Below are 20,992 nucleotides of genomic sequence, written 5' to 3' on the forward strand. Positions count from 1 at the left end.
GAGCCAGCCTTGCTGGCGAACCAGGCAACGCGGTGCCTGGCACCGGCCATGCCGGCGCCTACAGGGCCTCCAGCTCCGCCATCAGGTCGCTCAGGCGATCGACCTTGTCCTCGTCCAGCGCACTGTCCTGCAACCCCTGCACGTAGCCGGCCAATTCCTCCACCGTGCTGCACTCGAACATCGCCCGCAGCGGCACATTGAGCTGCAACGCCTTCTGCACCCGCGAGGCGATCTGCGTGGCCAGCAGCGAATGCCCGCCCAACTCGAAGAAGTTGTCGCGCACCCCTACCCGTTCGGCCTTGAGCACATCGGCCCAGATGCCGGCGAGGGTTTCCTCGAGCGCGTCGCGCGGCGCCAGGTAGGCCTGGCTGTGCTGGCCACCGATGTCGATGGCCGGCAGCGCCTTGCGGTCGAGCTTGCCGTTGGCGTTGTGCGGCAGGCTGTCGAACCAGCCCCAGTGCAGCGGCACCATGTACTCCGGCAGTTCGGCGCGCAGGCGTTGCTTTAGCTGGTCGAGCAGGTCGGCATCGGCGGCGACGCCCTGGTGGGCCACCAGGTAACCGACCAGGTGCTTGCCATTGACGCCCTCCTGCACACCTACCGCGGCATCGCGCAATTGCGGCTGCTCATGCAGGCGCGCCTCGATCTCGCCCAGCTCGATGCGATAACCACGGATCTTCACCTGGTGGTCGATGCGCCCCACGTATTCCAACACCCCATCCGGTCGTCGGCGGGCCAGGTCGCCAGTGCGATACAGCCGCTCACCCGGTGCGCCGTAAGGATGCGGGATGAACGCCTGGGCAGTACGCAGCGGATCACCCACATAGCCACGGCCGACGCCGGTACCGGCGACACACAGCTCGCCCACCGCACCCAGCGGCACCAAAGTCTGGTCCTCGCCAAGCAGGTACAGGCGGTTGTTGTCGGTCGGCGTGCCAATCGGCAGGTAGCTGCCTTGGGTCGAGGCGGCATCGACGCGGAAGAACGCCACATCGTCCGAGCATTCCGCCGGGCCGTAGGCGTTGACCAGGCCAATGTCCGGGTAGCGCTGCAGCCACTGGGCAGCCAGTTCCGGTGGCATCGCCTCGCCGGTGGGCAGCATCCAGCGCAGGCCGTCGAGGGCCTGGTGGTCGCTGGCGAGCATGCCCTGGATCAGCGACGGCACGCTTTCGAGCACAGTGATACCGGTGTCCTCGACATGCGCCAGCAGGCCCTGCGGATCGTGGGCGATGGCGTTGGGCACGATCTGCACCGTGGCGCCGAACAGCGGCGCCGCGAGGAACTGCCACACCGAAATGTCGAAGCTCTGCGAGGCGGTCTGGGCGATCACGTCCTGCTCGTCCAGCGCCAGGTACGGCACCTTGCTCAGTTGGTTGTTGAGCATGCCGCGCTGCTCGACCATCACGCCCTTGGGCAGGCCGGTGGAGCCGGAGGTGTAGATCACATAGGCGAGGTTGTCCGGGGCGCTGTGGATACCAGGGTTGTCGCTGGCCACGTTGCTCGCCTGCACCTCTTCCCACACCAGCAACTTCGGCCGCACCACGCCAGCCACTTCATCGAGCAACTGGCGCGCCTGCTCGGCGCAGGCGGCGCTGCACACCAGCACCGGCGTGCGGCTGAGCTCGACGATGCGTTGCAGGCGCGCCGCCGGCAGGCCCGGGTCCAACGGCAGGTAGCCGGCGCCGGCCTTGAAGCTGCCGACGATCATGCCCAGCAGCGCCAGGCCACGCTCGGCCAGCAACGCCACCGGCTGGTCGATGGCCACGCCCGCCGCGACCAGGGCATGCCCCAGGCGGTTGGCCGCGACGTTCAGCCCGGCGTAGTCGTAGGACGCCTCCAGGCAACGGGCGACAGTGCGCTGCGGATGCGCGGCGACCCGCGCCTCGAACAGCTCGACGTAGCTCTGCTCCAAAGCATAGGGGTGCGCGCTGCGGTTGCAGTCCTCGAGCAGGAAGCGTTGCTCCTCGGCGCCGAGCAATGGCAGCGCGTCCACCTCGCCGTCGAAGCCCGCGACCAGCGCCAGCAGCAGGCGCTTGAACTCGGCCAGCAGGCGCTCGACGGTAGGGAAGTCGAAATAGCGCTGGTCGAACGACAGGTGCAGGCCCAGGTCATCCCCTGGGTAACACACCGCGGTCAGCGGGAAGTTGGTGTGGGTCCGGCCCGAGTCGGAACTGGCGTTCAAATGCTGGGCATGGTCGAGTACCGCGGTTTCCACCGGGGCGTTCTCGAACACGAACAGGCTGTCGAACAGCGGCTGGCCCTTGGGCAGCTCGCTGCACTCCTGGATCGCCACCAGCGGCAGGTATTCGTACTCACGCAGCTGCATGTTGCGCTCGAGCAAGCCTTGCAACCACTGGCGCACGCTGCGCCGCTCACCCGGCCGGGGCAGTTGCACGCGCAAGGCGATGCTGTTGATGAACAGGCCAACCGTGCGTTGCATCTGCGGCAGGCTCACCGGACGCCCGGCCACGGTGACGCCGAACACCACGTCGCGTTCGCCGCTGTAGCGCGCCAGGGTCAGGGCCCAGGCCGCCTGGGCGAAGGTATTGACGGTGAGCTGATGGGCCTGGGCCAACTCGCGCAGCCGCGCGCCTTCACTGACCTCGAGGCGGGTGTAGCAATCACCCACGATCATGCCGTCGCCGGCGTGGTCATGGCGCAGTGGTCGGTCGCTGGGGATTGCCGTGGCGCGCTCGAAACCGGCCAGGTTGGCCTGCCACCATTGGCGCGCCTCGGCCAGGTCCTGGCGTTGCAGCCAACCGATGTAGTCGCGGTAGCGCGGCGGCACCGGCAACGTCGCCTGGCGGCCTTCACCCAGGGCCTGATACAGCTCGAAGAAGTCGTTCATCAGCAGCGAGCGGCACCAGGCATCGATGAGGATGTGATGGTTGCTCATCATGAACCAGTAGCGTGCCTCGTCCACCCGCACCAGGCGCAGGTGGAACGGCGCCTCGCGCAGCAGCTCGAAGCCAGCCTCGCGCTCCTGTTTGTGCAGGGTTTGCAGGCGCAGCTCCTGGGCGGCTTCGTCGAGGCCGCGCCAGTCCTGGTAGTCCACCGCCAGCTTGCCTGGCTTGTGGATGATCTGCAGCATCGCCTCGCCGGCGTTCCAGCTGAACGAGGCGCGCAAGGCCTCATGCCGCGCCACCACGGCCTGCCAGGCCAGGGTGAAGCGTTCGGGGTCCAGGGCACTGTTGATCCGGTAGCGGTCCTGCATGTAGTACAGGCCAGTGCCCGGCTCCAGCAAGGTGTGCAACAGCAGGCCTTCCTGCATCGGCGTCAGCGGGTAGACATCCTCGATCTCGGCGGCCGGCACCGGCAGCGCGTCGATCTGCTCCTGGGTAAGTTGCGCCAGCGGGAAGTCCGACGGCGTGAAGCTGCCGTTGCCCTCGGCCAGGCAGTGCGCGACCAGGGCCAACAGCTCCTGGCGATAGGCATCGGCCAACTCGGCGATGGTCGACGCTTCGAAGCGCTCGGCGCTGAACGTCCAGCGCAGCTGCAAGGCACCGCCATACACCTGGCCGTCGACGCTGAGCCAGTTCGCCAGCGCAGCATCCAGGTCGTGGGCCTGCCCCGCCGGGGCATCCAGCGGCTGAAACAACGCCGCGGCGTCGAATTGCTGGTCGAACTGGCCGAGGTAGTTGAAGGTGATGCGCGCCTGGGGCAAGGCCGCCATGCGCTCGCGCACAGCCTGGTCGGCCAGGTAGCGCAGCACGCCATAACCCAGGCCCTTGTGCGGTACCTGGCGCAACTGCTCCTTGATGCCCTTGATCGACGCCGCCCGCGCCGCTTCGTCTTCACCTTGGGCGGGGCTCAGGCTCAGCGGATAGGCATTGGTGAACCAACCCACGCTGCGGGTCAGGTCCATATCCTCGAACAGCCCATCGCGGCCATGACCTTCGAGCTGCACCAGCACCTGGTCAGTACCGACCCAACGGCACAGGGTGCGCGCCAGGGCGGTCAGCAGCAGGTCATTGACCTGGGTGTGATAGGCCGCCGGGGCCTGTTGCAGCAACTGTCGGGTCTGCTCGCAATCCAGTTCGATCGCCAGGCTCTGGGCATGGCGCTGCAAATTGCCGCCCTGAGGATGGTCGCAGGGCAGCTCGAGGCGCGCGTCGCCCAATTGGCTTTCCCACCAGCTCAGCTCGTCGCGCAGCGAGTCGCTACCGGCATAGCTGGCCAGGCGCGCCGCCCAGTCGCCCATGGCGTGGGTCTTGGCCGCCAGCGCTTGACCGCGGTACAGCGCCTGCAGGTCTTCCAGCAGCACGCGCCAGGACACACCGTCGACCACCAGGTGATGGATCGCCAGCAACAGGCGTTGCCCGCCCTGGGCGTCGGTCACCAGCAAGGCGCGCAACAGCGGCCCCTGGTCAAGGTCGAGGCTGCGCTGCACATCGGTATACAGTGCCTGGCAGTCCGCGAAATCGCTGACCGTGGCGGTCCATAGCAGGGGCTGGGCGACCAGCTGGGCGTAGTCGCCCTGCCAGCGGCCATTGGCCTGGCTAAACCGCAGGCGCAGGCTGTCGTGGTGCGCCACCAACGCGCCAAGCGCCTGTTCCAGCAACTCGGCCTGCAACGGCTGGCGGGCCTCCAGCAGCACCGCCTGGTTCCAGTGCTGCGGTTGCGCCACCTCGCTGTCGAAGAACCAGTGCTGGATCGGCGTCAGGCCGGTGCGTCCCTGGCGTGCTCCTTGTTCTATGTCGCTGGGCGCCGCGCTGCGGGTCACCACCGCCGCCAGGGTCTGGATGGTCTGGTGCTGGAACAGGTCGCGCGGGGTGAATTGCAGGCCCAGCTGGCGGGCACGGCTGACCACCTGGATCGACAGGATCGAGTCGCCGCCCAGTTCGAAGAAGTTGTCCTGCACGCCGATGCGCGAAACGTTGAGTACCTCGCGCCAGACTTGCGCCAGCTGGCTTTCCAGCTCGTTGGCCGGGGCCTGGTAGTGCTGACGCGCCTGTTCCAGGTCTGGGGCCGGCAGCGCGCGGCGGTCGAGCTTGCCATTGCCCATCAGCGGCAGGCGCTCGAGCAGTACCAGGTGAGCCGGCACCATGTAGTCCGGCAGTTGCAGGCGGGCATCGGCCTTGACCGCTTCGCGTAGCAGGGCCTGGGCCTCGCTGTCGCCAGTCGCCTGCCGGCACACCAGATAACCTACCAGTTGCTTGCCGCCTGGCAGGTCGAGGGCCAGGACCACGGCTTCGTCGACATCCGCGTGCGCTTGCAGGCTGCTCTCGATTTCACCGAGCTCGATACGGTAGCCACGGATCTTCACCTGCTGGTCGGCGCGGCCGATGTACTCCACCAGCCCGTCGGCGCGCAGCCGCACCAGGTCGCCGGTGCGGTACAGGCGCTCACCGTCAGGGCTGAACGGGTCGGCGACGAAGCGCTCGGCGCTGAGCCCCGGACGGTCATGGTAGCCCTGGGCCAGGCCGGCGCCACCGATGTACAACTCACCGATACCGCCCTGCGCCAGCAAGGCCAGGTCCTCGTCGAGGATATAGGCGCTACGGGCACCGATCACCCGGCCAATCGGCACGCTGCCGGCGTCGATGGGTAGCGTTTCAGGCGCCAGGCAAGCCAACGGCATGACCACCGTTTCGGTCGGGCCATAGGCATTGAAGAACTGCTGCGGCGTGAACGCCTGGCGAATGCGCTGCAGGTGTTCGCCGGTCAAGGCTTCGCCGCCGGTGATCACCAGCCGCACGGGCAGTTGTTCGCCTTGCATGGCCAGGTGTTGGGCCAGCTGGCTGCCGTAGCTTGGGGTGAATCCGAGAATGCTGACCTGCTGGGAGCGCACCAGTTGGCATATTTCCTCGGCGTCCCATTGACCCTGGGCGCGCAGCACCACACGGGCGCCACACAGCAAGGGGGTCAGCAGCCGCTCGCTGGCGGCGTCGAAATTGATCGAATAGAAGTGCAGTTCGCAGTCGTCGCTGCGCATGCCAAATTCGGCGATCACCGCCTGGCAGTGCATGGCGATCTCGCCATGGCTGACCACCACGCCCTTGGGCTTGCCGGTGGAACCGGAGGTGTAGATCAGGTAGGCCTGATGCTGCGCCAGGTTGAGGTTGTCCAGCGGCGCGTCGCTGTAGGCCGACAGGCTAGCGGCATCGTCCTCCAGGCACCAGCTGGCCACGCCCTCGGGCAATGGCGCCAGGCGCTCGAGCAGTTCACGCTGGCCGAGCAACAGGCCCAGGCGGCTGTCCTCGATCATGTAGCGCAGGCGGTCGAGGGGGTATTCCGGGTCCAACGGCACATAGGCGCCACCGGCCTTGAGGATCGCCAGCAGGCCGACCACCATTTCCAGCGAGCGCTCCAGCGCCAGGCCGACGCGCACCTGCGGACCGACCCCGCGCTCGCGCAGGGCGCGGGCCAGGCGGTTGGCCTGCTGGTCCAGCTCGGCGTAGCTCAGGTGCTGGCCGGCGAAGGTCAATGCCAGGGCTGCGGGAGTGCGTTCGGCCTGGGCGGCGAACAGGCCGTGCAGGGTCTGGTCGAGGGTGAAATCCTGGGCGCCCTGGAGCTGGCCGATCAGGCGCTGCTGCTCGGCCGCGCCGAGCATCGGCAGTTCGCACAGGCGCTGGGCCGGGTTGTCGAGCAAGGCCACCAGCAGCAGCTGCCAGTGCTCGGCCATGCGCGCGATACGCGGCTCGTCGAACAGGTCGCGGCTGTAGGTGAAGCAGCAGCCCAGGCGGCCGTCGAGGTCGGTGACCTCCAGGTACAGGTCGAACTTGGTGGCGCTGGCGTCGTTGACCAGGTAGTCGACCTGCATGCCGGCCAGCTCGCGGCTTTGCTGGAACGCCCAGCGCTGTACGTTGCACATCACCTGGAACAGCGGGTTATAGGCACTCGAGCGCGGCGGCTGCAAGGCTTCGACCAATTGATCGAACGGCAGGTCCTGGTGCGACTGGCCTTCGATGATGGCCTGGCGCACCTGCTCGAGCAGCGCTTGGCCGCTCATCTGCCCGTCCAGCTCGCAGCGCAGCACCTGGGTGTTGAGGAAGGCGCCGATCAGCCCCTCGCTCTCCGGGCGGATGCGATTGGCCACTGGCGCGCCGATGCGCAGGTCGCGCTGACCGCTATAGCGGTGCAGCAGCGCGGCCAGGGTGGCGGTCATGGTCATGAACAGGGTCAGGCCCTGCTGGCTGTTGAAGGCATGCACGCGCTGGACCAGCGCCGGGTCCAGATCGAAGCGGTACAGCGCGCCACGGTGGCTCTGCACCGCCGGGCGCGGCCGGTCGGCCGGCAGTGCCAGCACCGGGTGCTCAGCGCCCAGGCGCGCCTGCCAGTAGGCCAGTTGCCGGGCGCCCTCGCCGCCTTCGAGCCACTGGCGCTGCCACACGCTGTAGTCCAGGTACTGCACCGCCAGCGGCGCCAACGGCGACTCGCGCTCATCGACGAAAGCCTCGTACAGCTCGCCCAGTTCGCGGGCGAAGATATCCATGGCCCAGCCTTCGGTGACGATATGGTGCAGGGTCAGCACGAAGTAGTGCTCGCGCTCGCCGGCCTTGACCAGGCAGGCACGCAGCAGCGGCCCGCGCTCCAGGTCGAACGGCTGGTGCGCCTGGTCGTCGGCCAGCTGCTGCAGGCGCTGCTCGCGCGCCTCGGCGTCGATGCCGCTGAAGTCGTGCCATGCCAGTTGCAGGTTGCTGTCGTCGGCCACGCACTGGTAGGGCTTGCCGTCGATGCTGGGGAAGGTGGTGCGCAGGGTTTCGTGGCGCACGATCAGCGCTTGCAGGGCGCGCTCGAAGGCGTCCACGTGCAGCGCGCCGCGCAGGCGGGCCATGCCACCGACGTTGTAGGCCGGGCTGTCCGGCTCCATCTGCCAGAGGAACCACATGCGCTGCTGCGAGTAGGACAGCGGAACCGCCTGGCGGCGGTCGACCCGGGCGATGGCGCCTTGCTGGTTACGCGCGCCACTGTCCTGCAGGCGGGCGATCTCGGCACAGAACGCGCCCAGTTCGCTGGCCTCGAACAAGGCCTTGAGCGGCAGCTCGACATCCAGCGCCTGGCGGGTACGCGAGACGATCTGGGTGGCCAGCAACGAGTGACCGCCCAGGGCGAAGAAATCATCCTGCAGGCCAATGCGCGGCAGGTTCAGCACCTCGCGCCAGATCGCCGCGACCTGCTGTTGCAGCGCCGACTGCGGCTCGACATGTTCGCGCTGCTGCCATACCGGGGCCGGCAGCGCCTTGCGCTCGACCTTGCCGCTTGGCCCCAGGGGCATCTGTGCCAGGTGGATCAGTTGCGCTGGCACCATGTAGGCCGGCAGGTGCTCGGCCAGGGTGGCGAGCAAGGCGGCGGTCTGTTCGACCCCGCTGTAGTAGCCCACCAACTGTGCAGCCACGGCATCCTTGTGGATCAGCACCAACGCCTGCTCGACGCCTGCCTGGGCCAGCAGCACGGCTTGGACCTCTTCAGGCTCGACACGGAAGCCACGCACCTTCACCTGCTGGTCAAGGCGCCCGAGGTAATCCAGCGCGGCGCTGCCCACCTGCCAGCGGGCTCGGTCGCCGCTGCGGTACAGCCGTGCGCCATCACCGTCGGGCTGGGGCACGAAACGTTCGGCGGTCAGGCCGGCACGGCCAAGGTAACCACGGGCCAGGCCCGCGCCGCCCAGGCACAGCTCGCCCGGCACACCCGGCGCGGTCAGTTCGAATTCATCGTCCAGCACCCGGCACAGCACATTGCCCAACGGCCGGCCGATCGGCGAGCGCTCGCCGTCGCTGGCCTGGCAGTGCCAGTGGGTGACGTTGATCGCGGTCTCGGTCGGCCCATAGCGGTTGTGCAGTTGCACTTGGGGCAGCAGTTGCAGCACACGGTCGCGCAGCGCCGCGGACAACGCCTCGCCGCCGGAGAACAAGCGGCGCAGGCTGCTGCAACCGGCGGCCAGCGGTTCCTGCACGAACACCTGGAGCAACGGCGGCACGAAGTGCAGCGTGGTCACCCCATGCTGCTGGACCAACTGCGCGATACGCTGCGGATCGCGGTGCTCGCCAGGGCCGGCCAGCACCAGCTTGCAGCCGCTGAGCAGTGGCCAGAAGCACTCCCACACCGACACGTCGAAGCTGATCGGCGCCTTCTGCATCAGCACGTCGCTGGCGTCCAGCGCGTAGGCCTGCTGCATCCAGCGCAGGCGCTCGGCCAGGGCGGCATGGGTGTTGCCCACGCCCTTGGGCTGGCCGGTGGAACCGGAGGTGTAGATCACATAGGCCAGGTTGTCGCCATGCAAGTGCAGGCCCGGAGCCTGGCTCGGCCAGCTGTCCAGGTGCAACTGGTCGAGGGCGATGGCGCTGACGCCGTCGACCTGGGGCAGCGTGTCGAGCAGGTCGCTGTGGCTGAGCAGCAGGCCGGCCTTGCAGTCGGCGAGCATGTAGGCCAGGCGCTCGGCCGGGTAGTCGGTGTCGAGCGGCACGTAGGCGCCGCCGGCCTTGAGGATCGCCAGCAAACCGACCAGCAGCTGTGGCGAGCGCTCCAGGGCGATGGCCACGCAGGTATCGGGGCCGACGCCCTTGTCGCGCAGGTAGTGCGCCAGGCGGTTGGCCTGCTGGTGCAGCTCGGCATAGTCGAGCTGGCCGCCGTCCCAGACCAACGCGGTGCGCTCGGGGGTCTGCCGGGCCTGCTCGTTGAGCTGCTCGACGACCAGCCCGGGCGCGCTGGCCATCGGGGCCTGGCCCCAACTCAGCAGTTGCGCACGGCTCTGCTCATCCAGCAGTTGCACTTCGCCAAGGGCGAGGTCCGGCGCGGCGCAGACTTGCTCCAGCAACGCCAGCAGATGGCCGGCCAGGCGCTGGACGGTGGCGGGTTCGAATAACCCGACGGCGTAGTCGAAAGCCAGCGTCAGGCGGCCCTGGTGGTCTTCCTCGCTGTGCAGTTGCAGGTCGATCTTGGCTTCGCGACTGTGCCACGGCAGTTCCTCGGCCAACAGGCCGGGCAGCCGACGCAGGGCCGACAGGTCGCGTTGCTGGTGGTTGAACATGACCTGGAACAGCCCTTGCTCGCGGGCCTGCGGCAGCGCTTCGAGCAACTGCTCGAACGGCAGGTCCTGATGCGCCTGGGCCTCCAGGGTCGCCTGGCGCACCTGGCCCAGCAGTTGGGCAAATGGCAGGCGGCCATCGAGCTCGGCGCGCAGCACCTGAGTGTTGATGAAGAAACCGACCATGCCTTGGGTTTCCTGGCGCGGGCGGTTGGCGTTGGGCACGCCGACGCGGATATCGCCCTGGCCGCTGTAGCGGTGCAGCAGCGCTTGCCAGCCGGCAAGCAGGACCATGAACAGGCTGGACTGTTGGTCACGGGCCAGGTCCTTGAGGACAGCGCCAAGCTTGGTCGGCACCTTGACGCTCAGACGCGCGGCACGCCGATCGCGCAGGCTGGCCCGCGGCTGGTCGGTGCACAGGTCGAGCACCGCCAGCTCGCCGTCGAGCTTGGCTTGCCAGTACGCCAGTTGGCGGGCGCTTTCGCCGTCGGCCAGCCACTGGCGCTGCCAGTTGCCGTAGTCGGCGTAGCCCAGAGGCAGTTCGGCCAGGCTCACCGGCTGGCCTTGGGCGGCGTACAGGCGGGCGAACTCGTCGAGCAGGATATTCAGCGACCAGCCGTCGGCAACGATATGGTGCAGGGTTACCCACAACTGGTGCTGCTCGTCGTCGAGGCGCGCCAGGGTCACCCGCAGCAGCGGCCCTTGGCGCAGGTCGAAGGGCTGTTGCGCTTCCTGCTCGCGGCGCGCCGCCACTTCGTCGGCCTCGAGGCCCTCCAGGTCCAGGCGCTGCACGCTGAGCGGCAGGCTCGGCAGGATGCGTTGCAGGGCCTGGCCATCGACCTCGTCGAAGACTGTGCGCAAGGATTCGTGGCGCGCCACCAAGGCCTGGAAGCTAGCCTGCAGGGCGTCCTCATCGAGCTCACCACGCAGGTGCAGGCCAGCCGGAATGTTGTAGGCGGCCGATTGTGGCTCAAGCTGCCACAGCAACCACAACCGATTCTGCGCCAGCGACTGGGCCAACGCCTGGTCACGGCCCTGGCGGTCGATGCGCCCGACGACGCTGTTGCCATCCGCGAGAATGGTCGCCACCGCGGCGCTGTAGTCGGCCAGGGTCGGCGCTTCGAACAGGGTTCGCAAACTCAGCTGGATACCGAGCTCATCACTCAACCGCGCGCTCACCTGGGTGGCGACGATGGAGTTGCCGCCCAACAGCAGGAAATGATCATCCGCCGCGACTGCTTCCACGCCCAGCAGCTCACGCCAGATAGCGGCGATACGCGCTTGCAAGTCGTCGCCGGTGGTATTGGCGTTCGCTTGCGCCGGCGCAGACGGGAAACGCGCGTAGCAATCGAGGCTGCCGTCGTCCATGCGCAGGCGGCATGCCGAACGTTGCAGCTTGCCGCTGGAAGTCTTGGGCAAGGCTCCCGGATTGAGCAGCAGTACCACCGCCGGCGCCTGACGACAGGCATCGGCGATTACCCGGCGCAGCGTGTTGATCAACTCATCGGGTTGACGGGCTTTCTGCACGTTGCGGCTGATCTCCACCGCCACGCCGATGCCCTCCTCGCCCTGGTCGTCGACGGCGAACACCGCCACCCGCCCCTTGCGCAGGTCGCCGACCTCGCGCTCCAGGGTCTTTTCCAGGTCTTGTGGGTAGAGGTTCTGGCCGCGGACGATCAGCATGTCCTTGAGCCGGCCGGTGACGAACACTTCGCCGTCACGCATGAAGCCCAGGTCGCCGGTGCGCAGCCAGGTCTGGCCATCGCGCTCGACGAAGGTGCGGGCGCTGGCCTCAGTGTTGCGCCAGTAGCCCAGGGCGATGCTCGGGCCGGCCGCCCAGATTTCACCAACCTGGTTATCGCCCAGCGCTTCCAGGCGCTGCGGCTCGACAATGCGCACCGCATGGTCCGGCTGCGGATAACCGCAGCTCATCAGCACGCTGCCCTGGCCCGCTTCGGCGCGGTTGGCGGCGAATGCCTCGGCGTCCAGCTCCAGGGCGCCGATGCCTTGGCCACGGCGGCTGCCGCTGACGAACAGGGTGGCCTCGGCCAGGCCGTAGCTGGCGAAGAAGCTGCTGGGCTCGAAGCCACAGGCGGCGAACTTCGCGGCAAAGGTCTCGAGGCTGTCCTGGCGAATCGGCTCGGAGCCGGAATAGGCCACGCGCCAACGGCTCAGGTCGAGTCCGGCCAGGGCCGATTCGCTGACCCGCTCGCTGCACAGGCGGTAGGCGAAGTCAGGGCCACCGCTGATGGTGCCGCCATATTCGCTGATAGCCTGCAACCAGCGCAGTGGCCGGGCAAGGAAGTAGCCCGGCGACATCAGCACGCATGGCACGCCGCTGAAGATCGGCTGCAACAGGCCGCCGATCAGGCCCATGTCGTGGTACAGCGGCAGCCAGCTGACGATCACGTCATCGGGGTTGAGGTCGATGCCGAAACCGTGGCGGATCAGTTGCTCGTTGGCCACCAGGTTGCCGTGGCTGACCTGCACGCCCTTGGGCAACGCGGTGGAGCCAGAGGTGTATTGCAGGAAGGCGATGTCATGCCCCGCCAGCGACGGCTCGCGCCATTGCGCGGCGAGCTGCGGGTCCAGGCGGTCCACCGCCAGCAGGGTCGGGCCGTTATCCGCGGCCAGGGCATCAAGGCCCTGCAAACTGTCACACAACGCCTCTACGGTCAGCAGCAAGCGCGGCTCGGCGTCGGCGATGATCGACAGCAGGCGCTCCTGGTGGTGCTGGCGCGAGGATTCCGGCGGGTAGGCCGGCACGGCGATCACCCCGGCGTACAGGCAGCCGAAGAACGCCGCGACATAGTCCGGCCCGCTGGGGAACAGCAGCACGGCGCGCTCGCCAAAGCCGGCACGGGCCTGCAAGGCTGCGGCAATGGCGCGAGCGCGCTGGTCGAGGTCCCGGTAGCTGAGCACTGCCTGTTCACCGGGCGCGTCGGCGAGAAAGCGCAAGGCAATCCGCTCCGGGGTCTGGGCGGCGCGTTGCGCCAGGGCCTGGACCAGCGAGTGCGGGAGTTCGAAGGCGTCCGTCATGGAATGTTCCTGCCAGTGTCTGGGTGAGTCGTGCCTGGCTGGCCCCGCGCATGACAGGCGGGCAGCGCTCGGCAGCCGGATGTACACAGGGGAACGGATAAACCAGGACAGAAATTAGCCCCGGAACAGGCCGACGCAAGCGGCAAGGTTGACGTGCTTCACAGTGTCAACGCTTAGAACTGAAATCAATCGAAACTCATTAACTTTCGTATTTGACAATCATTATCATTACGAATAGCTTGTCGCACGTCGTAGGAAGCATCCCTTCGGGCTGTGCTCCCTTTCCCCTCCGAGACAAGGTGATTTCCATGGCGGAACAACTATCCACAAGTAAGTGCGATTCACCGTTACTCCAGGCGTTCGTCGACAACCGCAATATCCTGGTCAAGATCGCGGCACGCATCACCGGCTGCCGCTCACGCGCCGAGGATGTGGTGCAGGACGCGTTCTTCCGGCTCAGTGCCGCCCCGCAGATCACGTCATCGTTCAAGGCCCAGCTCAGCTACCTGTTCCAGATCGTGCGCAACCTGGCCATCGATCACTACCGCAAGCAAGCCATGGAGCTGAAGTACTCCGGCAGTGAAGAGGAGGGCCTGAACGTGGTCATCCAGAACGCCTCGCCCGAAGCCACCCACATCAACCTCGCCACCCTCGAACACATTGCCGCCTCGCTCAACGAACTGCCCGCGCGCACCCGCTATGCCTTCGAGATGTACCGGCTGCACGGCGTGCCGCAAAAGGACATCGCCAAGGAGCTCGGGGTCTCGCCGACGCTGGTCAACTTCATGATTCGCGATGCGCTGATCCACTGCCGCAAAAGCAGCCGCCTAGGCTGACGGCACAGTTCGCCGGCAAGCCGGCTCCTACACAATTCCCACCACAACCCCGTAGGAGCCAGCCTTGCTGGCGCAGCAGGCAACGCCGAGTCCTACAGGGCAGCGCGTCTCACGCCAAGGTACAGCGATCAAAGAACCGCTCACGCCCCAGGATCATCAGCGCCGCACGCTTGTGCGGGAAATCGAATTCCTTCTCGCAGTGGAAGCACTGGTCGTGCATGTAGCCGATCATCTTGCCGTTGTCGGCGCGCGGCTCAGCCACCACCCGCTGGGTGCGCGGGTCGTCGAGGAACAGGTAGTGGACCAGCGCCGACAGCCAGCTGGCTACCTTGTGTGGCCCGCGGTGCGCCTCTTCCCCCACCAGCATGTGGACGCCACGGTCGTAGTCGTCGGCCGGGTAGAACGGCGCGATACGGTCTTCCTTGGCCCAGTAGGCCTCGAAATAGGCAAAGGGCTCATCGTCGAAGCAGCCGACCAGGGTCAGGGTATGCGGGTCCTGCTCGAGCTTGCCGAGGTATTCGCGGTGCTGCGCCAGCGTGCCGCCCTCCTGCCAGAACTGCGCAACCCGCGGGTTGTTCTGCCAACGATTGAAACGCTCCAGATCCTGTTCGATCTCCAGGGTGCGCAACGACACCCAGGCCCCCAGGCGTGCGTCGAACCGCCGGTACACCTCGCCGCGCGGCTTGGGCGCACGGCGTGGGTGACGCTTGCCTTGGCTGATCTGCATCTGCTGCGGGTACACATCGGCCCGCGACTCACCCAGCCACGGCTGAGGCAATTGCCAGAACAACGCGCGCTCGCACAGGTACTGCCCCGGCGCCTCACCCGGCACCAACAAGCCGCTGGCCAGGGCCTGCGACTGCACATCAGGCAAGTGCCAGACCAGGCGCTGACATCCTGGATCACGGGACAGCAACCAGTAACAGGCCGCCCACAACGCCTGTTCAGGGCGCTCAGGGCAAAGCTGCTCGAGGTGCACATGCAGCGCCTCTTCCGGCGCCAGGCGCACGCCGATCAACGGCCGCCCTTCCAGGGCGAGACTCAGGCGGCAATCGCCCTCGTCGGCATGCAGGGTGCGCCACCGGGGTGCGCAAAGGGGGGGCGTAGCGGCATCGAACGGCATGATCATGGCTCACGGTAAGTGAAAGAAGGCTCACTCCTGTGAACGTGACCCGCCCCAGGCAATTTAGTCGCGCGGGGCTGCGACAGTGATCTTGTAGGGCTGGAAGATACGCAGCAGCTCGCCGTTCTCGCGCAGGCCACGCAGCAGCCCGGCGAACGCCTCGGGGCTGATCGGTGCGTCGGGGCGCAGCAACGCGTAGTGATGGTAGACCTGGTCGACCCGCTCCGAAGCCATCAATGCGCTGCCGGGATTGCGCTTGAGAAAGTCGATCAGGTACGAACGGGTTACCAGGGCGACATCGGCACGCCCGCGCTCGACCATGTTCAGGTTGCTGTCGTGGGAGTAGGTCAGGGTCGCCCGGTAGCGCTTCTTCAAGTAGCCCGGATCCGGGTTGAAATCGGCAAAGGCATAGTGATAGCCGTTGAACAGCGCCAGACGCTTGCCGTCGAGGTCATCGAAATAACGCTGGTCACGCTCGGCCTGCTGGCGGCTGACGAAGATCTCGGCATCCTCAAGGCCCATGTCCACGGCCTTGTGCGCGATGCCCTGCCACCCCCACTGTGGGTTCTCGAAGATCGCCATGTCGGTGCGGCCCTGCTGGAAATCACCGAAGCGCCTGGGGATCGAGGTTGGCACCAGGACGAAACGGTACTGCCCCTGCATCCGGTTCAGCGCCTCCACCAACTGCGGCAACAGGCCGGTATCGGCCCCCTGCTCCGGGCGCACCGTGTAAGGCGGGAAGTGCGCCGCGCCGACCTTCACCTCACGGGCCTCGTCGGCCCGCGCCGCAGCTGTCAGCAACAAGGTGGCGAACAGCAGCAAGATGGACGACAGCTTGAGGCTGGGCAAAGGGATCAAGTCGGGACACTCATCACGGGTTGGGACCTTAATGCGCCTAAGCTAGGCGTTTTCCCTGACCGGCACAACCGCTGGATATGCCAAAGTGCCAGGGGATGCCGTGCGCGCCGACTTTGGCTACGCTCTACTGGCCCGCGCGCGGCGCCCCGTTTTCGGACAAACCCTGGGGCCTTGCAGTTGGTCTTTTGTGCATTGATAGGGAGCCTGGCATGGGCCATTGGTTGGTGATCGACCTGGAAGCCACCACCGACGAAGGTGGCTGGCCGGTCACGGATATGGAAGTCATCGAGATCGGCGCGAGCCTGGTCACCCGCGACGGCCGCGAGGTCGACCATTTCCAGCGTTTCGTGCGGCCCAGGCGGCGACCGCAACTGACCCCGTTCTGTCGCGAGCTGACCCACATTCGCCAGGCCGACGTCGACGTCGCCGCGCCGTTCGCCGAGGTCTGGCGGCAGTTCGAGCGCTGGCTGGAGCATCACCAGGGACAGTTGCAGGCCTGGCTCAGTTGGGGCGACTACGACCGCAAGCAGTTGCTGCAAGAATGGCAGTTGCACCAGGTGCACAGCCTGCTGGCGCAGTTGCCGCACATCAACCTCAAACAGCGCTTCGCCAAGGCCCGCCAGTTGCAACGACCGGCGGGGTTGAATGGCGCCCTGCAACTGGCCGGGCTGCAGTTTTCCGGGCGCCAGCACCGGGCCCTGGAGGATGCGCGCAACACCGCCCGCCTGCTGCCCTTGAGCCTACCGGCGGGGGATGCCTGAAACAGATGACGCCGCAGCGGGCCTTGGGCATACTGGCCAGCCCATTTTTCAGCCCTTTTCAGGAGCCGCCCCATGTTCAAGGTCAATGAGTACTTCGATGGCACCGTCAAGTCGATCGCCTTCGAAGGCCATGAAGGTCCGGCTACCGTCGGCGTCATGGCACCGGGTGAGTACGAGTTCGGCACCGCCAAGCGTGAGATCATGCACGTGGTCTCCGGTGCCCTGACGGTCAAGCTGCCGGGCAGCGACAACTGGGAGAAATTCGCCGCGGGCAGCCAGTTCAACGTGCCGGCCGACAGCAAGTTCCAGCTCAAGGTCGCCGTCGATACCGCCTACCTGTGCGAGTACCGCGACTAAGCGCCAGCCTCTGGCGCGGGGCAAGCCCGCTTCCACGTGGGCTTGCTCCGCGACTTCAATTGCGCAAGAACCCCGCCACCGCCTCCGCCGCCGTCTGCAGATGCTGCTCATGGCTGAACCCGGCAACCTTCAACGGCTTCAAGTCATGATCCGCCGCCGCCAGCCAGTGCAACTCGATCGCCGGCGCTAGTTCATACCCCGCCACCGCCTCACGATTGCCCAGGGCATCGCGCTCGCCCTGCACGATCAGCGTGCGCGTGCGCAGCCCCGCCAGGTGCTCTACCCGGGGTTTTTCCGGCTTGCCCACCGCGTAGAACGGATAGCCCAGGCACACCAGCGCATCCGCGCCAAGCGCGTCGGCCAGCAAACTGGCCATGCGCCCGCCCATGGACTTGCCGCCAACGGCCAATTTACCTGCGACTAAAGGTCGCACCTGTTCGTATACAGTCCGCCAGGTTTCCAGCAACACCTTCTGCGGATTGGGCGGCCGTTTACCGCCGCTGACACGCCGCTCGGCCATGTACGGAAACTCGAAGCGCACCACCCCTACCCCTTGCCCCGCCAGCCTTTGCGCCATGTCCTCCATGAAGCCACTGTCCATTGGCGCACCGGCGCCATGGGCCAGGATCAGGCAGGCGCAAACGCCGCGATCCCCCGGGGTTTTCGGCGGATCGCAGCGCAAGCCTGGGACATTTGCGATCTTCGCCCATTGATCCCCGTCAATACCGGCACTTTGCCCATTAATCATGCTTGCCTCGCTGTTTAGCCTGCCTATAACCGTGGATGGGAACCCATACATGAACACAACCAGCAGTACCGCCTACAACTATCAGGTGGTCCGCCAATTCGCCATCATGACGGTGGTGTGGGGCATCGTCGGGATGGGGCTCGGCGTCTTCATTGCCGCCCAGCTCGCCTGGCCCGCCTTCAACCTTGACCTGCCGTGGACCAGCTTCGGCCGCCTGCGACCCTTGCACACCAACGCGGTGATCTTCGCCTTCGGCGGCTGTGCCCTGTTCGCCACCTCCTATTATTCGGTGCAACGCACCTGCCAGACCACCCTGTTCGCGCCACGCCTGGCCGCGTTCACCTTCTGGGGCTGGCAACTGGTGATCCTGCTGGCGGCGATCAGCCTGCCACTGGGCTACACCAGCACCAAGGAATACGCCGAACTGGAATGGCCGATCGACATCCTGATCACCATCGTCTGGGTCGCCTATGCCGTGGTGTTCTTCGGCACGCTGATGAAGCGCAACACCAAGCACATCTACGTGGGCAACTGGTTCTTCGGCGCCTTCATCCTGACCGTGGCGATCCTGCATATCGTCAACAACCTGGAAGTGCCGGTCAGCCTGACCAAGTCCTACTCGCTGTACGCGGGCGCCACCGATGCCATGGTGCAGTGGTGGTACGGCCATAACGCCGTGGGCTTCTTCCTCACCGCCGGTTTCCTGGGGATGATGTACTACTACGTGCCCAAGCAGGCTGAACGCCCGGTGTATTCGTATCGCCTGTCGATCGTCCACTTCTGGGCGCTGATCACCCTGTACATCTGGGCCGGCCCCCACCACCTGCACTACACCGCCCTGCCCGACTGGGCGCAGTCGCTGGGCATGATCATGTCGCTGATCCTCCTGGCACCAAGCTGGGGCGGCATGATCAACGGCATGATGACCCTCTCGGGCGCCTGGCATAAGCTGCGCAGCGACCCGATCCTGCGCTTCCTGGTCGTCTCCCTGGCGTTCTACGGCATGTCCACCTTCGAAGGCCCGATGATGGCCATCAAGACGGTCAACGCCCTGTCCCACTACACCGACTGGACCATCGGCCACGTCCACGCCGGCGCGCTCGGTTGGGTGGCGATGATCTCCATCGGCGCGCTGTACCACACCATTCCGAAAGTGTTCGGCAAGGAGCGCATGTACAGCCTCGGCCTGATCAACGCGCACTTCTGGTTGGCCACCATCGGCACCGTGCTGTACATCGCCTCGATGTGGGTCAACGGCATCGCCCAGGGCCTGATGTGGCGCGCGGTCAACAGCGACGGCACGCTGACCTACTCGTTCGTCGAAACCCTGGTGGCCAGCCACCCAGGCTTCGTCGTGCGCTTCGTCGGCGGCGTGATCTTCCTCAGCGGCATGTTCCTGATGGCCTGGAACACCTGGCGCACCGTGCGTGCCCCGGCTGCCGAGCAAGCCACCGCCAACGCCCAGCTGGCTTGAGGAGTAGAGCCTGATGAAACACGAAGTCGTTGAGAAAAACATAGGCCTGATGGCCCTGCTAATGGTGTTCGCCGTCAGCATCGGCGGCCTTACGCAAATCGTCCCGCTGTTCTTCCAGGACGTCACCAACAAGCCGGTCGAAGGCATGAAGCCCTACACCGCCCTGCAACTGGAAGGCCGCGACATCTACATCCGCGAAGGCTGCGTGGGCTGCCACTCGCAGATGGTCCGGCCGTTCCGCGCCGAGACCGAGCGCTACGGCCACTACTCGGTGGCCGGCGAGAGCGTGTGGGACCACCCGTTCCTGTGGGGCTCCAAGCGCACCGGGCCGGACCTGGCCCGCGTCGGCGGCCGCTACTCGGACGACTGGCACCGCGCGCACCTGTACAACCCGCGCAACGTGGTGCCGGAGTCGAAGATGCCGTCTTACCCGTGGCTGGTGTCCTCGCAGGTCGATAACAGCCATACCGACGTCAAGATGCGCGTTCTGCGCAGCCTGGGCGTGCCGTACACCGACGACGACATCGCCGGCGCCAAGGACGCGGTCAAGGGCAAGACCGAGATGGACGCGCTGGTCGCCTACCTGCAGGTGCTCGGCACCGCGATCAAGAACAAGAGGTGAGAGCGATGGACCTAGACATCGGCATGATCCGCGGCCTGGGCACCCTGGTGGTGATGATTGCCTTCATCGGCTTGTCACTGTGGGTGTTCAACCGCCGCCGCGACCGAGATTTCGCCGAAGCGCGCCTGCTGCCCTTCGTCGACGACCGCCTGCCCCCTGCCGGGCAGGAACCTGCCATGAGGAGTAACGGGCAATGACCACCTTCTGGAGTACGTATATCAGCGTACTGACCATCGGCAGCCTGATCGGCCTGACCTGGCTGCTGCTCAGCACCCGCAAGGGCCAGAGCAGCGACACCACCGACCAGACCATGGGCCACAGCTTCGACGGCATCGAGGAGTACGACAACCCGCTGCCCAAATGGTGGTTCTGGCTGTTCGTCGGCACCCTGGTGTTCTCGGTCGGCTACCTGATCCTCTACCCGGGCCTGGGCAACTGGAAAGGCATCCTGCCCGGCTACGAGAACGGCTGGACCCAGGTGGACGAATGGCAGAAAGAGATGGACAAGGCCGACGCCAAGTTCGGACCGATCTTCGCCAAGTACGCCGCCATGCCAGTGGAGGAAGTGGCCAAGGACCCGCAAGCGCTGAAAATGGGCAGCCGGCTGTTCGCCTCCAACTGCTCGGTGTGCCACGGCTCCGACGCCAAGGGTTCCTACGGCTTCCCCAACCTGACCGACAGCGACTGGCGCTGGGGCGGTGACGCCCAGACCATCAAGGCCACCATCATGAACGGCCGCCACGGGGTCATGCCGGGCTGGTCCACGGTGATCGGCGAACAGGGCGTGGCCGATGTGGCAGCCTTCGTGCTGACCAACCTCGACGGCCGCCAGCTGCCGGCGGACGCCAAGGCCGACCCGGTCAAGGGCAAGGAGATCTTCGCCAGCAACTGCGTGGCCTGCCACGGTCCTGAAGGCAAGGGCACCCCGGCCATGGGCGCGCCCAACCTGACCCACCCGCAGGCGTTCATCTACGGCTCGAGCTTCGCCCAACTGCAGCAGACCATCCGTTACGGCCGTCAGGGCCAGATGCCGGCCCAGGCCGACATCCAGGGCAATGACAAGGTCCACCTGCTGGCGGCCTATGTGTATAGCCTGTCGCAGGATCAAGCCGCGGAAACCGTAACCGCCAAGTAACACCCGCTTCGCCGGCAAGCCGGCTCCTACGGGCCCAGCGCCCTTCAGGTAGGAGCCGGCCTGCCGGCGAAA

At 66.5% G+C, this 20,992-nt stretch carries 11 protein-coding genes; 7 read left to right on the forward strand and 4 right to left on the reverse strand.

Features of this window, described 5'->3' with window-relative positions:
* Positions 1–58 precede the first annotated feature (58 nt).
* Complete coding sequence (locus ACODS5_RS18880) at positions 59–13,006, reverse strand: non-ribosomal peptide synthetase (protein WP_489109382.1); 12,948 nt, start codon at positions 13,004–13,006, stop codon at positions 59–61.
* Between the two features lie 308 nt (positions 13,007–13,314).
* Between ACODS5_RS18880 and ACODS5_RS18885 the strand changes: the two genes are divergently transcribed.
* Entirely contained in the window at positions 13,315–13,842 is a 528-nt protein-coding gene (locus tag ACODS5_RS18885) for an RNA polymerase factor sigma-70 (protein ID WP_134691791.1), read from the forward strand.
* A 109-nt stretch (positions 13,843–13,951) separates the two neighbouring features.
* On the opposite strand, the gene ACODS5_RS18890 is transcribed toward ACODS5_RS18885, so the two are convergent.
* Together ACODS5_RS18890 and ACODS5_RS18895 are read right to left on the reverse strand one after the other, a co-directional pair.
* Positions 13,952–14,965, reverse strand: a complete 1,014-nt coding sequence (locus ACODS5_RS18890) for a GNAT family N-acetyltransferase (RefSeq protein ID WP_489109383.1) — start codon at positions 14,963–14,965, stop codon at positions 13,952–13,954.
* Positions 14,966–15,028: 63 nt separating this feature from the next.
* Positions 15,029–15,823 (reverse strand): substrate-binding periplasmic protein, encoded by a 795-nt coding sequence (locus ACODS5_RS18895; RefSeq protein ID WP_134691793.1) that lies wholly within the window; start codon positions 15,821–15,823, stop codon positions 15,029–15,031.
* A 209-nt stretch (positions 15,824–16,032) separates the two neighbouring features.
* Between ACODS5_RS18895 and ACODS5_RS18900 the strand changes: the two genes are divergently transcribed.
* Together ACODS5_RS18900 and ppnP are read left to right on the forward strand one after the other, a co-directional pair.
* On the forward strand, positions 16,033–16,584 hold the full coding sequence (locus ACODS5_RS18900; protein WP_489109384.1) for a 3'-5' exonuclease: 552 nt from the start codon (positions 16,033–16,035) through the stop codon (positions 16,582–16,584).
* Positions 16,585–16,656: 72 nt separating this feature from the next.
* Positions 16,657–16,941, forward strand: a complete 285-nt coding sequence (gene ppnP / locus ACODS5_RS18905; RefSeq protein ID WP_134691795.1) for a pyrimidine/purine nucleoside phosphorylase — start codon at positions 16,657–16,659, stop codon at positions 16,939–16,941.
* Positions 16,942–16,996: 55 nt separating this feature from the next.
* On the opposite strand, the gene ACODS5_RS18910 is transcribed toward ppnP, so the two are convergent.
* Entirely contained in the window at positions 16,997–17,689 is a 693-nt protein-coding gene (locus tag ACODS5_RS18910; RefSeq protein ID WP_489109385.1) for an alpha/beta family hydrolase, read from the reverse strand.
* A 49-nt stretch (positions 17,690–17,738) separates the two neighbouring features.
* Here ACODS5_RS18910 and ccoN point away from each other — a divergent pair, with 49 nt between their 5' ends.
* The 4 genes from ccoN to ccoP are packed head-to-tail and all read left to right on the forward strand — an operon-like array spanning position 17,739 to position 20,920.
* Positions 17,739–19,163 (forward strand): cytochrome-c oxidase, cbb3-type subunit I, encoded by a 1,425-nt coding sequence (gene ccoN / locus ACODS5_RS18915; RefSeq protein WP_050706570.1) that lies wholly within the window; start codon positions 17,739–17,741, stop codon positions 19,161–19,163.
* Between the two features lie 13 nt (positions 19,164–19,176).
* Positions 19,177–19,785, forward strand: coding sequence for a cytochrome-c oxidase, cbb3-type subunit II (gene ccoO / locus ACODS5_RS18920; protein WP_038705714.1), 609 nt, complete (start codon positions 19,177–19,179; stop codon positions 19,783–19,785).
* 5 nt (positions 19,786–19,790) lie between these two features.
* Positions 19,791–19,982 carry a cbb3-type cytochrome oxidase subunit 3 gene (locus tag ACODS5_RS18925; RefSeq protein ID WP_134691797.1) on the forward strand — a complete coding sequence of 64 codons (192 nt, stop codon included), beginning with the start codon at positions 19,791–19,793 and terminating at the stop codon, positions 19,980–19,982.
* Positions 19,979–20,920 (forward strand): cytochrome-c oxidase, cbb3-type subunit III, encoded by a 942-nt coding sequence (gene ccoP, locus ACODS5_RS18930; protein WP_489109386.1) that lies wholly within the window; start codon positions 19,979–19,981, stop codon positions 20,918–20,920. Before ACODS5_RS18925 ends, ccoP begins: the two co-directional genes overlap by 4 nt.
* Positions 20,921–20,992: the final 72 nt, after the last annotated feature.

It is taken from the genome of Pseudomonas sp. FG47 (assembly GCF_057809115.1).

Excerpts from the sequence above, each read along its gene's own strand:
- ccoO (WP_038705714.1), top strand. The coding sequence starts at position 19,177 with ATGAAACACGAAGTCGTTGAGAAAAACATAGGCCTGATGGCCCTGCTA.
- ACODS5_RS18925 (WP_134691797.1), top strand. The coding sequence starts at position 19,791 with ATGGACCTAGACATCGGCATGATCCGCGGCCTGGGCACCCTGGTGGTG.
- ACODS5_RS18885 (WP_134691791.1), top strand. The coding sequence starts at position 13,315 with ATGGCGGAACAACTATCCACAAGTAAGTGCGATTCACCGTTACTCCAG.
- ACODS5_RS18880 (WP_489109382.1), bottom strand. The coding sequence starts at position 13,006 with ATGACGGACGCCTTCGAACTCCCGCACTCGCTGGTCCAGGCCCTGGCG.
- ACODS5_RS18910 (WP_489109385.1), bottom strand. The coding sequence starts at position 17,689 with ATGATTAATGGGCAAAGTGCCGGTATTGACGGGGATCAATGGGCGAAG.
- ACODS5_RS18900 (WP_489109384.1), top strand. The coding sequence starts at position 16,033 with ATGGGCCATTGGTTGGTGATCGACCTGGAAGCCACCACCGACGAAGGT.
- ccoN (WP_050706570.1), top strand. The coding sequence starts at position 17,739 with ATGAACACAACCAGCAGTACCGCCTACAACTATCAGGTGGTCCGCCAA.
- ACODS5_RS18890 (WP_489109383.1), bottom strand. The coding sequence starts at position 14,965 with ATGCCGTTCGATGCCGCTACGCCCCCCCTTTGCGCACCCCGGTGGCGC.
- ppnP (WP_134691795.1), top strand. The coding sequence starts at position 16,657 with ATGTTCAAGGTCAATGAGTACTTCGATGGCACCGTCAAGTCGATCGCC.
- ccoP (WP_489109386.1), top strand. The coding sequence starts at position 19,979 with ATGACCACCTTCTGGAGTACGTATATCAGCGTACTGACCATCGGCAGC.